15 protein-coding genes are annotated in these 13,412 nt (G+C 72.8%); 10 read left to right on the top strand and 5 right to left on the bottom strand.

Going from position 1 to position 13,412, the window contains the following annotated elements; all coding sequences use genetic code 11:
* Positions 1-29: 29 nt before the first annotated feature.
* Positions 30-647, bottom strand: a complete 618-nt coding sequence (locus tag IF28_RS0100545; RefSeq protein WP_030212084.1) for a nucleotidyltransferase family protein — start codon at positions 645-647, stop codon at positions 30-32.
* Positions 648-844: 197 nt separating this feature from the next.
* Here IF28_RS0100545 and IF28_RS0100540 point away from each other — a divergent pair, with 197 nt between their 5' ends.
* Positions 845-1,159, top strand: a complete 315-nt coding sequence (locus IF28_RS0100540) for a DUF5955 family protein (RefSeq protein ID WP_078620788.1) — start codon at positions 845-847, stop codon at positions 1,157-1,159.
* Positions 1,160-1,171: 12 nt separating this feature from the next.
* Here IF28_RS0100540 and IF28_RS0100535 read toward each other — a convergent pair whose 3' ends face one another.
* Positions 1,172-1,969: an IclR family transcriptional regulator gene (locus IF28_RS0100535; RefSeq protein ID WP_030212082.1), complete on the bottom strand. Its 798-nt coding sequence runs from the start codon at positions 1,967-1,969 to the stop codon at positions 1,172-1,174.
* 240 nt (positions 1,970-2,209) lie between these two features.
* On the opposite strand from IF28_RS0100535, the gene allB reads away from it, so the two are divergent.
* Positions 2,210-3,544: an allantoinase AllB gene (gene allB / locus IF28_RS0100530; RefSeq protein WP_030212081.1), complete on the top strand. Its 1,335-nt coding sequence runs from the start codon at positions 2,210-2,212 to the stop codon at positions 3,542-3,544.
* Positions 3,545-3,570: 26 nt separating this feature from the next.
* A complete protein-coding gene (alc, locus tag IF28_RS0100525; RefSeq protein ID WP_051713585.1) occupies positions 3,571-4,644 on the top strand; it encodes an allantoicase in 1,074 nt (357 codons plus the stop codon).
* A 295-nt stretch (positions 4,645-4,939) separates the two neighbouring features.
* Here the strand turns inward: alc and IF28_RS0100520 are convergent, their stop codons facing one another.
* Positions 4,940-5,689 (bottom strand): SDR family oxidoreductase, encoded by a 750-nt coding sequence (locus IF28_RS0100520; protein ID WP_030212076.1) that lies wholly within the window; start codon positions 5,687-5,689, stop codon positions 4,940-4,942.
* Between the two features lie 141 nt (positions 5,690-5,830).
* On the opposite strand from IF28_RS0100520, the gene IF28_RS0100515 reads away from it, so the two are divergent.
* Positions 5,831-6,445, top strand: coding sequence for a dihydrofolate reductase family protein (locus IF28_RS0100515; protein WP_030212073.1), 615 nt, complete (start codon positions 5,831-5,833; stop codon positions 6,443-6,445).
* 97 nt (positions 6,446-6,542) lie between these two features.
* On the top strand, positions 6,543-6,980 hold the full coding sequence (locus IF28_RS0100510; protein WP_030212070.1) for a ribonuclease domain-containing protein: 438 nt from the start codon (positions 6,543-6,545) through the stop codon (positions 6,978-6,980).
* 16 nt (positions 6,981-6,996) lie between these two features.
* Here the strand turns inward: IF28_RS0100510 and IF28_RS0100505 are convergent, their stop codons facing one another.
* The gene (locus IF28_RS0100505; protein WP_030212066.1) at positions 6,997-7,197 is read right to left on the bottom strand and encodes a hypothetical protein; all 201 of its coding nucleotides are present in this window, start codon (positions 7,195-7,197) and stop codon (positions 6,997-6,999) included.
* 180 nt (positions 7,198-7,377) lie between these two features.
* Between IF28_RS0100505 and IF28_RS0100500 the strand changes: the two genes are divergently transcribed.
* Positions 7,378-8,628, top strand: a complete 1,251-nt coding sequence (locus tag IF28_RS0100500) for a sensor histidine kinase (RefSeq protein ID WP_037892348.1) — start codon at positions 7,378-7,380, stop codon at positions 8,626-8,628.
* 58 nt (positions 8,629-8,686) lie between these two features.
* Positions 8,687-9,361 carry a response regulator gene (locus tag IF28_RS0100495; protein WP_030212060.1) on the top strand — a complete coding sequence of 225 codons (675 nt, stop codon included), beginning with the start codon at positions 8,687-8,689 and terminating at the stop codon, positions 9,359-9,361.
* A gap of 2 nt (positions 9,362-9,363) precedes the next feature.
* On the opposite strand, the gene IF28_RS0100490 is transcribed toward IF28_RS0100495, so the two are convergent.
* Positions 9,364-10,386: a Gfo/Idh/MocA family oxidoreductase gene (locus tag IF28_RS0100490; RefSeq protein WP_030212059.1), complete on the bottom strand. Its 1,023-nt coding sequence runs from the start codon at positions 10,384-10,386 to the stop codon at positions 9,364-9,366.
* Positions 10,387-10,502: 116 nt separating this feature from the next.
* On the opposite strand from IF28_RS0100490, the gene IF28_RS0100485 reads away from it, so the two are divergent.
* From IF28_RS0100485 to IF28_RS0100475, 3 genes are all read left to right on the top strand, one after another.
* Entirely contained in the window at positions 10,503-11,252 is a 750-nt protein-coding gene (locus tag IF28_RS0100485) for a GntR family transcriptional regulator (protein WP_030212055.1), read from the top strand.
* A 359-nt stretch (positions 11,253-11,611) separates the two neighbouring features.
* Entirely contained in the window at positions 11,612-12,760 is a 1,149-nt protein-coding gene (locus tag IF28_RS0100480) for an ROK family glucokinase (RefSeq protein ID WP_030212052.1), read from the top strand.
* Positions 12,757-13,335 (top strand): hypothetical protein, encoded by a 579-nt coding sequence (locus IF28_RS0100475; RefSeq protein ID WP_030212040.1) that lies wholly within the window; start codon positions 12,757-12,759, stop codon positions 13,333-13,335. Before IF28_RS0100480 ends, IF28_RS0100475 begins: the two co-directional genes overlap by 4 nt.
* Positions 13,336-13,412 lie beyond the last annotated feature (77 nt).

Genomic DNA, 13,412 nt, shown 5'->3' with positions numbered 1-13,412 from the left:
CGGTGCGGTGCTCGCTCACTCGCCGCCGCTCATTCAAGGTGCGCCAGATCCGCCTCCGTGTCGATGTCGTACGCCTGAGCCACATCGCCGCACTCGACCAGCGTGAGCCGTTCCGCGTGCTCCCTCAGATAAGCGCGTGCCCCCCGGTCGCCGGTGGCGGTCGCGGCGATCCCGGCCCAGTGCGCGGAGCCGAACAGGACCGGATGGCCGCGTACGCCGTCGTACGCGGCGGAGGCGAGCGCATCGGGGGAGTCGTAGGCGCCGAGCACCCGCGCGACCGCCTCCGCACCGATCCCGGGCTGATCGACCAGCGAGACCAGCGCGGCCCGCGCGCCCGTGCCGGCCAGTGACCGCAGTCCGGCCCGCAGTGAGGTGCCCATGCCCTGCTCCCACTCCGGGTTGTCCACGAGGGCGCAGCCCGGCAGCGACGCGCGGGCGCGTACCTCGTCCGCCCGCGCGCCCAGCACCACGTGCACGCGCGTACAACCGCCCGCGCGCAGTACGGCCACCGCGTGTTCCACCAGCGGCCGCCCCCGGTGCGTCAGCAGTGCCTTCGGGCGGCCCCCGAGCCGCCGCCCGCCGCCCGCGGCGAGCAGCAGTCCCGCGACCTCGGCGCCGGGGTCCCGGCCCCTGTGATGTGTCGTCATACGTCCTGCATACCGCATCGGTCGCGGGTGTGCGGTCCGGCCCGGGCGAAGGGCGATCCGGGCCGGGATGTCACGCTGTGGTGCAACTCGATGACGCAGCGGACTGGCGCAACCGGGCCGGGGTGGCGTTTACTGGCGCGACCGGTCGGCGGGTACCGCGACCGGCTGGGGAGGCACGACGTGCCAGGGGGAGGACTGTGTTGCGCAGCGTGGAGCAGAGGCGTGTGCCCGGCAGTCAGGTGGACCCGAGGGTCATGGAGCTGCGTTCCGCCGTGTCCCGGTTACGCCGTCAACTCGCCGCCCATCCCGGGGAGTTCCGGGACCGGAGCATCGCCGAGGAGGAACTGGCCGCGCTGGCCGGCCTGGCCGCCGGCGGCGATCCCGACATCCCCCGGCTGCGGCGCTCGCTGCTGCTGGTCGCGGGCGCGATCGGCTCGGTGAGCGCGCTGGGGGAGGGCGTCCGTGAACTGCGCGAGGCGGTGGACCTGTTCGGCCCGTCGCCACGCGCCTGACGCGCACCCCTCTCAGCCGCCGGCGGCGGTGCTGAGCGCCTCGGAGAGTTCCACCGCGACCTGCTGGAGCACCGGCACGATCCGCTCTTTCGCCGACTCCGTGACCCGCCCCGCCGGGCCCGAGATGGAGATCGCGGCCGCCGTGGGGGAGTCCGGCACCGGCACGGCGAGACAACGGACGCCGATCTCCTGCTCGTTGTCGTCCATCGCATAGCCGAGACGGCGTACGTCCTCCAGCGCGGCGAGGAAGCCGTCCGGCGTGGTGATGGTCTTCTCCGTCGCGGCGGGCATGCCGGTACGGCCGAGCAGGGCCCGTACCTCCTCCGGCGGGAAACCGGCGAGGAGGGCCTTGCCCACGCCCGTGGAGTGCGGCAGGACGCGCCGGCCGACCTCGGTGAACATCCGCATGGAGTGCTTCGACGGCACCTGCGCCACGTACACGACCTCGTCCCCGTCGAGCAGCGCCATGTTCGCCGTCTCGCCGGTCTCCTCCACCAGGCGGGCCAGATACGGCCGCGCCCAGGTGCCGAGCAGCCGGGAGGCGGACTCGCCGAGCCGGATCAGCCGGGGGCCCAGCGCGTAGCGGCGGTTGGGCTGCTGGCGTACATAGCCGCAGGAGACGAGCGTGCGCATCAGACGGTGGATGGTCGGCAGCGGCAGCCCGCTGCTCGCGGACAACTCGCTCAGCCCGACCTCGCCGCCCGCGTCCGCCATCCGCTCCAGCAGATCGAAGGCCCGCTCGAGGGACTGCACACCGCCGCCGGCGGCGGAACGGGCGGAGTCGGTGGTGCTGGCGCTGGACGTCGGCACGGCGCGTTCCTTTCGAGGCCTGGCGGGAGGGCAGAAGCCTACCCGGCGGTTGTGGGCGGCCGCCCGGTCGCGGGTGGCTTGATTCTGCCTGTCGGAATCATAATTCCGCTTTGTGGAACAGTCCAGAGGGTTCGTCGATCCGTGCCGCGGGGGAACCCTCCCTTGACGGGCCGGAAGTGCCGGTGAAGACTCCTTCAACAGAACGTTGAATTCCATCCTGCGGAAGTCAGGAGGCTCCGGGTGGCCGAACTGGTCCTGCGCTCGGCGCGCGTCGTCACCCCCGGGGGAACGCGCGCCGCGTCCGTCACGGTCGCCGACGGCGTCATCACCGCCGTACTGCCGTACGACGCCCCCGTCCCCGACGGGACCCGCCTGGAGGACCTCGGCGACGACGTCCTGCTGCCCGGCCTGGTCGACACCCACGTGCACGTCAACGACCCCGGCCGCACCGAATGGGAGGGCTTCTGGAGCGCCACCCGCGCGGCGGCGGCCGGCGGCATCACCACGCTGATCGACATGCCGCTCAACTCCCTCCCGCCCGCCACCACCGTCGACCACCTGCACACCAAGCGGCGGGTCGCCGCGGGCCAGGCGCATATCGACGTCGGCTTCTGGGGCGGAGCCCTGCCCGGCAACGTCAAGGACCTGCGTCCGCTGCACGAGGCGGGCGTCTTCGGCTTCAAGGCGTTCCTGTCACCGTCGGGCGTGGACGAGTTCCCGCCGCTCGACCAGGAGCAACTGGCCCGGTCCCTCGCGGAGATCGCCGCCTTCGACGGGCTGCTCGTCGTGCACGCCGAGGACCCGCACCGTCTCGCCGCCGCCCCGCGGCAGGGCGGCCCCAAATACGCCGACTTCCTCGCCTCCCGGCCGCGCGACGCCGAGGACACGGCCGTCGCGCACCTGGTCGCCCGGGCGGGACGACTGGGGGCGCGCGTGCACGTCCTGCACCTCTCGTCCTGCGACGCGCTGCCCCTGATCGCGGCGGCCAGGGCGGAGGGCGTACGCGTCACGGCCGAGACCTGTCCCCACTACCTCACCCTCACCGCGGAGGAGGTCCCGGACGGCGCCTGTGAGTTCAAGTGCTGCCCGCCGATCCGCGAGGCCGCCAACCAGGACCTCCTCTGGCAGGCGCTGGCGGACGGCACCATCGACTGCGTCGTCACCGACCACTCCCCGTGCACCGCCGACCTCAAGACGGGTGACTTCGCGACCGCCTGGGGCGGCATCTCCGGCCTCCAGCTCAGCCTGCCGGCCGTCTGGACCGAGGCCCGCGGACGGGGGTACGGCCTGGAGGACGTGGTGCGCTGGATGGCGACGCGCACGGCCGGACTCGCCGGACTCGACGACCGTAAGGGCGCCATCGCGCCCGGCCGTGACGCCGACTTCGCCGTCCTCGCCCCCGACGCGGCCTTCACCGTCGACCCGGCGGCCCTCCAGCACCGCAACCATGTGACGGCGTACGCGGGGCGGACCCTGTACGGCGTCGTCAAGTCCACCTGGCTGCGCGGCGAACGCGTCTTCCACGGCGGCGAGTTCACCGAACCGAAGGGCCGAATTCTCACCCGCTCCCCGTGACACCCGAAAGGCAGGACCGGATCACCGTGACGGCGATCGAGAGCTTCACCGGCGACGCGCGCCCCTACAACGGCGGTGACCCGTACGCGGATTACCGCACCGCCGACTTTCCCTTCAGCGGCCTTGCCGACCTCGCCGACCGGCGGCTCGGCGCCGGGGTCGTCGCCGCCGACGACGAGTTCTTCGCCCAGCGCGAGAACCTCCTGCTGCCGGAGCGCGCCGAGTTCGAACCCGGGCGCTTCGGCCACAAGGGCAAGATCATGGACGGCTGGGAGACACGGCGGCGGCGCGGTGCGTCCGCGGAGCACCCGTGGCCGGCGGACGGGGACCACGACTGGGCGCTGATCCGGCTCGGTGCGGCCGGGGTGGTGCGGGGGATCGTCGTGGACACCGCGCACTTCCGTGGCAATCACCCGCAGGCAGTCTCCGTCGAGGGCACGTCGGTGGACGCCGTCCCGTCCCCGGAGGAGCTGCTCTCGGACGAGGTGAAGTGGACGACGCTCGTTCCGCGCACGGCGGTCGGGGGCCACGCGGCCAACGGCTTCGCCGTCACGTGCGAGGAGCGCTTCACCCATCTGCGGCTGAGGCAGTATCCGGACGGGGGTATCGCCCGGTTGCGGGTGTACGGCGAGGTCGTCCCGGACCTGGCCTGGCTGAGGGCGCTCGGAACCTTCGATGTGGTGGCCCTGGAGAACGGGGGCCGGGTGGAGGATGCCTCCGACCGGTTCTACTCACCGGCCGTGAACACGATCCGGCCGGGCCGTGCCCAGAAGATGGACGACGGGTGGGAGACCCGGCGGCGCCGGGACCGGGGCCATGACTGGATCCGGTACCGGCTGGCCGGGCGGTCGCGCATCGTCGCCCTGGAGATCGACACGGCGTACCTGAAGGGCAACAGCGCGGGGTGGGCGTCGGTGTCGGTGAAGGACGGAGATGCGGCGGAGTGGCGGGACATCCTCCCGCTCACTCGCCTGCAGCCCGACACGAACCACCGCTTCGTCCTCCCGGCCCCGGCGGTGGCCACCCACGCCCGCGTGGACATCCACCCCGACGGCGGAATCACCCGCCTCCACCTCTTCGGCACGTTGACGAGCCAGTAGCCCCGGCCACGCCCCCCACCCCGCCGGTCCGCCGCTCCCGCCGGTCCGCGGGCAGTCGTGCCGCAGGGCGGCACGGGTGGGCGCGACGGCACCCCGTGAGCGCCGGGCCGCGCGATGTCCCCCCGCTCAGCCGTCACCCCGGGCAGTTGCTGGGCGGGGGTGGGGGTGCGCTCGCCCCGCTGGAGGGGGTGCCGCTGCGCCCACCCGTGCCGCCCCAGCGGCACGACTGCCCGCAGCTAGGCGGGCTGCGGGGGTCACTGCCCGCTCGGGCGGCGGAACCGCCGACGTGCCACGCTCACGCCGCGTGCCCCCCGTCCACCGAGACCTCCGCCCCCGTCACATACGCCGCGCCCGCCAGGTGGGTGACCGTCTCCGCCACCTCCTCCGCCGTCCCGAAGCGCCCCAGCGCCGTCAGTGCCGTCTGTCCCGCCGCGTACGGCCCGTCCGCGGGATTCATGTCCGTGTCGATCGGCCCCGGATGCACGATGTTCGCCGTGATCCCCCGCCCGCCCAGCTCCCGCGCCAGCGCCTTCGTCAGCCCCACCAGCGCCGACTTGCTCATCGCGTACAGCGTCCCGCCCGGCCCCGGCACCCGCTGTGTCATGCACGTACCGATCGTGATGATCCGGCCCCCGTCGGACATCCGCGCGGCCGCCGCCCGCGACGCCAGGAACACCCCGCGCACATTCACCGCGAGCACCCGGTCGACATCTGCCGGGGACAGCGACTCCAGAGGCCCCAGCACACCCACACCCGCGTTGTTCACCAGCACATCGAGCCCGCCCAGCGTCCGTACGGCGGCGTCCACCGCCCCCGCCGCCTCCTCCGCGTCACCGGAGTCCGCCCGCAGGGCCACCGCGCGGCGCCCCGTCGCCTCCACCGCGCGGACGACCTCCTCGGCCGCGTCCTTGCCGTTCACATAGGTCACCGCGACATCCGCGCCCTCCCGCGCGAGCCGCAGCGCCGTCGCCGCGCCGATACCGCGGCTGCCGCCGGTCACCAGCGCCACCTTGCCGGACAGGGTGCTCTTCTCAACGTTCGTCATGTCCCCATCCCAGCGCCCGCCCGCCCCGCACGCTGGCGGCGAACGGACGTCGACCTGACGCCCACCGATGAGTTGCGGCCCCCGCCGGCGTCTGAACTCATGACGTCACATCACCCCGCACACCGAAAGGCAGGCCCCCCGATGGGCAAGCTCGTGGTCCTCACCTTCGTCAGTCTCGACGGCGTCTACCAAGGCCCCGGCGGTCCCCAGGAGGACACCCGGGACGGTTTCGACCAAGGAGGCTGGAGCGTTCCCTACCTCGACGACGACTTCGGCCGGTTCGTGGACGGGGTGTTCTCCCGTGTGGACGCCTTCCTCCTCGGCCGTCGTACGTACGACATCTTCGCCGCGTCCTGGCCGAAGGCGACCGACCCCGCCGACCCCGTCGCCGGCAAACTCAACACACTGCCGAAGTACGTCGCCTCCACCACCCTCGACAATCCCGCGTGGGCCAACACCACCGTCATCGGCAGCAACCTGGCCAAGGAGGTCACCGCCCTCAAGGAGCGCACCGACGGCGAACTCCAGGTGCACGGCAGCGGCGACCTCGCCCGGTCCCTGTTCGCGCTCGACCTGGTGGACACCCTCCACCTGCTGACGTACCCCGTCGTCCTCGGCGCCGGACGCCGGCTGTTCCCCGAGGGGTCGACGCCGACCGCCTTCCGGCACACCGGCGGCGAGACCACGAGCAAGGGCGTCTCCGTCCAGTCGTACGACTTCGCGGGCCGCCCCACGTACGGCGAGTACGAGCTCTAGGAGACGGACGCCGTCACGGGACACCCACCGGACCCGACGGCAACATCCCCACGCTTGACATTGACATGCCATGGTCTACGCGCGTCATCATGGGGCCATGCGATTCCCCCCACGAATCTCTTCGCGCGCGGCCCGGACCGGCGCCGCAGCCGCGCTCCTGTCCACCCTCCTCCTGGGCGGCACCGTCACCGCGACGACGGCCCACGCCGCCCCCGTCACCCCCGTCGCCTCCGCGTCGGCCGTCCTCGCGGTCGGCGACGTCTGCTACGGCGACCTGCCCGCCGAGGCGCACGACACCCTCGACCTGATCGAGCAGGGCGGCCCCTACCCGTTCGAACAGGACGGGACCGTCTTCCAGAACCGTGAGGGCATCCTCCCCGGCCGGTCCGCCGGCTACTACCACGAGTACACGGTGATCACGCCCGGTTCCCCCACCCGTGGCGCCCGCCGCATCGTGACCGGTGAGCGGAACCAGGAGGACTACTACACCGCCGACCACTACGCGTCGTTCGACCTGGTCGACCACACCTGCTGACGCCGGGGGCCGGCGGTCAGCCGGACTTCCGGCTCTCCGCGGCGGCGAACAGGGCACCGCTCAGCACCAGCAGGGCGATGCTCGCGTACACCTCGTAGCCGTCGAGGAATCCGAGCCGTTGCACGAACCCCCAGTCCCAGTCGGTGAACTCGGTCACCAGACCCGCCACCCCCTGCACCAGGGCGAGGAACCCCAGAACCTCCAGCAGTTGCTTCATGCCACCGACTCTCGCCCCGCGGACCCCCCACCCGCATCGGCCGCGGGGCGAGCCCCTCCCGACGAAAGAGGGCGCTCCCGCGCGGGCCGCACGCCGAAAGTCTGCGGTACGCCGACTTTGGTAGGGGATCCCGGCCGCGAGGCGGTCCCGGCGCCCGCCCCGTGCGTAGATTTGTCGACCGTGACTGGTGACAAGGCGGAACAGACCGCCCCGGTGTTCACGGGGCGCCGATGGTTCTTCCCGTCCGCCCTCATCCACGAACTCGACCCCGACTCGACCCGCTCCGGGCGCAGGCCCCGGCGCACCGTGCGCGACTGGGTCGTCGACTTCGCCTGCTTCCTGTTCGCCGTCCTGCTGGGCCTGCTGGGCGCCGAGACGCTGAACGACAGCCAGAGCATCCCGCACGCGCTGGCCGTCACCGACCAGGTGCTCGGCGCGCTGTCCTGCGCCGCGGTCTGGCTGCGCCGCCGCTGGCCGTTCGCCCTGGCCGCCGTGATGGTGCCGGTCAGTTTCGTCTCGGAGACCTCCGGCGGCGTGGCGATCATCGCCCTGTTCACGCTCGCCGTGCACCGGCCGTTCCGGTACGTGGCCTGGGTGGGCGGCGCGCAGACGGTTCTGGTGCCGCTCTACTTCTGGTGGCGCCCGGACCCGGATCTGCCGTACCTCGCCGTGCTCGTCCTGTTCGTCGTGCTGACGGCCGCGACCGTCGGCTGGGGCATGTTCGTACGGTCCAAGCGGCAGCTGATGCTGAGCCTGCGGGACCGGGCGCGGCGGGCCGAGACCGAGGCGCGGCTGCGGGCCGAGCAGGCGCAGCGGCTCGCGCGGGAGGCCATCGCGCGGGAGATGCACGACGTGCTCGCGCACCGGCTGACGCTGTTGAGCGTGCACGCGGGCGCCCTCGAGTTCCGGCCCGACGCCCCGCGCGAGGAGGTCGCGCGGGCGGCCGGTGTCATCCGGGAGAGCGCGCACGAGGCGCTGCAGGACCTGCGGGAGATCATCGGCGTACTGCGGGCCGGCGAGTCCGACGAGGCCGGCCGCCCGCAGCCGACGCTCGCGGCGCTCGACACCCTGGTCGCCGAGTCCCGGCAGGCCGGTATGAAGGTCACCCTGGACCAGTGCGTCACCGACCCGGCCGGTGTCCCCGCCTCCGTGGGCCGCACGGCCTACCGGATCGCCCAGGAGGGTCTGACCAACGCCCGTAAGCACGCGCCGGGCACCGAGGTCACCGTGTCGGTCACCGGCGGACCGGGGCAGGGCCTCACCGTGAGCGTGCGCAACCCCGCCCCGGAGGGGGACGTACCGCATGTGCCCGGTGCCGGACAGGGCCTGATCGGGCTCACCGAACGCGCGACCCTGGCGGGCGGGACCCTGGAGCACGGGCCCGCGTCCGACGGCGGGTTCGAGGTACGGGCGCGGCTGCCGTGGAGGTGAACCGGGATCGGCCGTTCCGTCTGTCGCCGTCCCGCCCGGCCGTGATTACGTACGGGCCATGACTGCGATCAGAGTGCTCCTCGTCGACGACGACCCGCTGGTGCGGGCCGGGCTGTCCTTCATGCTGGGCGGCGCGGACGACATCGAGATCGTCGGTGAGGCCGCCGACGGCGGTGAGGTCGCGACGCTCGTCGACCGCACCCGCCCGGACGTCGTCCTCATGGACATCCGGATGCCGACGGTGGACGGCCTCACCGCCACCGAGGCGCTGCGCTCGCGCGAGGACGCCCCGCAGGTCGTGGTGCTGACCACCTTCCACGCAGACGAGCAGGTGCTGCGCGCGCTCCGCGCGGGGGCCGCCGGATTCGTCCTCAAGGACACCCCGCCCGCCGAGATCGTCGCCGCGGTGCGCCGGGTCGCGGCCGGTGACCCGGTGCTGTCGCCGACGGTCACCCGGCAGTTGATGGCGCACGCGGCCGGCACCTCCGCCGACACGCGCCGCTCCCGCGCGCGTGCCCGCGTCGCCGGCCTCAACGAGCGCGAACGCGAGGTCGCCGTCGCGGTCGGCCGGGGCCTGGCCAACGCCGACATCGCGGCCGAGCTGTACATGAGCGTCGCCACCGTCAAGACCCACGTGTCCCGCATCCTGGCCAAGCTCGATCTCAACAACCGCGTCCAGATCGCCCTGCTCGCCCACGACGCGGGCCTCCTGGAGGAGCCCGGCGACCACTGATCTCAGGTGTACGCCGCCGTCGCCCCGCTCATCAGTTCCGTCGGCCGGACCGGCCTGCGCTCCCGCCGGGACAGCTCGCAGGCCTCCGCGACCAGCAGCGCCTGAAGGGCCTCCCGCCCGTCACACGGGTTGGCCCGCTCGCCCCGCACCACCTCCACGAACTCGATCAGTTCGGCCTCGTACGCGGGCCCGAACCGCTCCAGGAACCCCGTCCACGGCTTGTCCGCGGCCGGCGGCCCGGTCGGCTCGGTGGACGCGATCGGCGTACGGTCGTCCAGGCCCACGACGATCTGGTCCCGCTCCCCGGCGAGCTCCATACGGACGTCGTAGCCGGCACCGTTCAGCCGGGTCGCCGTCACCGTGGCGAGCGTGCCGTCGTCGAGGGTGAGGAGCGCCGCGCCGGTGTCCACGTCGCCCAGCTCGCGGAACATCGCCGGACCGGCGTCGGACCCGGCCGCGTACACCTCGGTGATCTCCCGGCCGGTCACCCAGCGCAGGATGTCGAAGTCATGGATCAGGGTGTCCCGGTACAGCCCGCCGGACTGCGCCAGGTACCCGGCCGGCGGCGGCTCCGCGTCACTGCTCATCGCCCGTACGGTGTGCAGCCGCCCCAGCCTGCCCGAGCGCACCGCGTCCCGCGCGCCCTTGTACCCGGCGTCGAAGCGCCGCTGGAACCCCATCTGCAGAACGGTCCCGGCCGTCTCCACCTCCGTGATCGCCTGTAACGTCCCCGTGAGGTCGAGGGCGATGGGCTTCTCGCAGAACACCGGCAGCCCCGCGCGTGCCGCCCGGCCGATCAGATCGGCGTGGGCGGACGTGGCCGCCGTGATCACCACGGCGTCCACACCCCAGGTGTAGATCTCGTCCACCCCGGGTGCCGCCGTCTCGCCGAGCCGCAGCGCCAGGGCCTGGGCCCGCGCCGGATCGACGTCCGTGACGATCAGGGACCCGACGTCGCGGTGCCTGCTGAGTGTGTGGGCGTGAATGGTGCCGATACGGCCCGTACCGATGACCCCGATGCGCATGGAATCAAAGTGGGGCCCGCGCCGCTCCCTGTCAATCCGTATGTCCGGACAATCGAACGACACAACTTCCCGTCAACACCGCGCGGGGCTACGCTCGGCGCGTGCCGAAACCAGAAGTGGACCCGACCGTACAGCTGGAGCTGAGCGTCGACCGGGGTTCCCCCGTGCCGTTGTACTACCAGCTGTCCCAACAGCTGGAGTCCGCCATCGAGCACGGCGCGCTGACCCCGGGCACCCTGCTGGGCAACGAGATCGAGCTCGCCGCGCGGCTCGGTCTGTCCCGGCCGACCGTCCGTCAGGCCATCCAGTCCCTGGTCGACAAGGGGCTGCTGGTGCGCCGCCGCGGGGTCGGCACCCAGGTGGTGCACAGCAAGGTGAAGCGTCCCCTGGAGCTCAGCAGCCTCTACGACGACCTGGAGACGGCCGGGCAGCGTCCCGCCACGCAGGTCCTCGTCAACACCGTCGTCACCGCGTCCGCCGAGGTCGCGGCCGCGCTCGGGGTGGCCGAGAACAGCGAACTGCACCGGATCGAACGACTACGGCTCACCCACGGCGAGCCGATGGCGTACCTGTGCAACTACCTGCCGCCCGGCCTGCTCGACCTCGACACCGCCCAGCTGGAGGCCACCGGCCTGTACCGGCTGATGCGGGCCGCCGGGATCACCCTGCACAGCGCCCGCCAGACGATCGGCGCCCGCGCGGCCACGGCCGACGAGGCCGCACGCCTCGGCGAGGAACCCGGCGCCCCCCTGCTCACCATGCAACGCGTCACCTTCGACGACACGGGCCGGGCCGTCGAATTCGGCACCCACACCTACCGGCCCACGCGGTATTCCTTCGAGTTCCAACTCTTGGTACGTCCCTGAAGCCGTAATGTCCGGACAATATGAGAAACCCCTGTATCCGGGGGCAGGGTCCGGACGTTTCCTCGCCCCCGCCGCCCCTTCCCGTCCCGACCCCGGGGGCTCCGCCCCCAGACCCCCGTCGCGCAGTTCCCCGCGCCCCCAGGGCGCGGGGAACTCCACCCACCCGCACCGGCCCGAGGGGCGCGGGGAACTGCGCGGTCAACCCCCACGCACCCGCACCGGACAGCGCGCCGCCGCCACCCCAGGGGCGCGGGGAACTGCGCGACACCCCGAACCCACCCGCATCCGGCAATGATCCGCACCACCCCCCACCTGCCCCGCACCACAACCACCGCACCGGTGCGGCACAATCGCACACGATGAGCACCTACCGCGACTTCACCGCCCCCATCGGCTCCCGGCGCGCCCCGGTCCTGAGAACCGTCGGAACCCGGGAGCGCCGCTCCCACCTGACGGCGCCCCGCGTCCCGACGGTCGGCATCGACATCGGCGGCACCAAGGTGATGGCGGGCGTCGTCGACGCCGACGGCAACATCCTGGAACGGCTGCGCACGGAGACCCCGGACAAGTCCAAGAGCCCCAAAGTCGTCGAGGACACCATCGTCGAACTGGTACTGGACCTCTCCGACCGCCACGACGTGCACGCCGTCGGCATCGGCGCGGCCGGCTGGGTCGACGCGGACCGCAACCGCGTCCTGTTCGCCCCCCACCTGTCCTGGCGCAACGAGCCGCTCCGCGACCGCCTCGCCGGCCGTCTCGCCGTCCCCGTCCTCGTGGACAACGACGCCAATTCCGCCGCCTGGGCCGAGTGGCGCTTCGGTGCCGGGCGCGGCGAGGACCACCTCGTCATGATCACGCTCGGCACCGGCATCGGCGGCGCGATCCTGGAGGACGGGCAGGTCAAGCGCGGCAAGTACGGGGTGGCCGGCGAGTTCGGCCATATGCAGGTCGTCCCGGGCGGCCACCGCTGCCCCTGCGGCAACCGCGGCTGCTGGGAGCAGTACAGCTCCGGCAACGCGCTGGTCCGCGAGGCACGCGAGCTGGCCGCCGCCGACTCACCGGTCGCCTACGGCATCATCGAGCACGTCAAAGGCAACATCGCCGACATCAGCGGCCCGATGATCACCGAGCTGGCCCGCGAGGGCGACGCCATGTGCATCGAGCTGCTCCAGGACATCGGCCAGTGGCTCGGCGTCGGCATCGCCAACCTCGCCGCCGCCCTCGACCCCTCCTGCTTCGTCATCGGCGGTGGCGTCTCCGCCGCCGACGACCTGCTGATCGGCCCCGCGCGGGACGCCTTCAAACGGCATCTCACCGGCCGCGGCTACCGCCCGGAGGCCCATATCGTCCGGGCCCAGCTCGGCCCCGAGGCCGGCATGGTCGGCGCCGCCGACCTCGCCCGGCTGGTCGCCCGCCGCTTCCGCCGCGCCAAGCGCCGCCGGGTCGAGCGCTACGAGCGCTACGAACGGTTCGCGGAGGCCCGCCGCGGCACCCCGGAGTCGCTGTGAGCGGCGAGTCCCCCCGGCAGCCGGGCCTTCCGGGCGAGCCCCGCCCGGCCGAGGACCGGCGGCACATGATCCGCCGCAGGGCGCTCACCCTGCTGATCATCGTGCTGCTCATCGGTGTCCCGGCCGGGTATCTGATGATCTCCGCGAACCAGAGCCGGGCCAGCGGCAAGGACAAGGAGGCCAAGTACTCCGCGACCGGCCTCACCGAGGGCTGGCCGTCGAAGGTGCAGCGCCGCCTCTACCAGGTACCCGTACCGCACCCCGCGTGGTGGGTGGCCTCGTACGAGACCAACAACTGGAAGACCAGCCGCCTCTACGTCGAGTTCGAGACCACCGACGCGGGCCTGAGCGCCTTCCTCACCAGCCTCGGCGTGCAGCAGAGCGAACTGAGGCGCGACGACATCACCATCAGCGAGCGCGACCGCGACGTCTCCGGCTGGACGCTGGCCGGACCCGGCACCTGGTCCGGCCTCGTCCACCAGCAGAAGGACCCGGCGCCCACGCACGACATCGTCGTCAACCATGACAAGCCGGGCTATCCGAGGGTGTACGTCGTCTCCCGCACGGTGCCCTGAGCCGGCCCGCCCCCAGGCCGCCGGGGCCGATTGTCAGACCCCGCCCGTAGAGTCGAAGACGACTGGGTACGACACGC

Source organism: Streptomyces sp. NRRL WC-3626, assembly GCF_000718785.1.
In the GTDB taxonomy this organism is placed as follows: Bacteria; Actinomycetota; Actinomycetes; order Streptomycetales; family Streptomycetaceae; genus Streptomyces; species Streptomyces edwardsiae.
The sequence above is the reverse complement of the archived record's forward strand: the minus strand, read 5'-3'. Positions and strand labels throughout refer to the sequence as shown.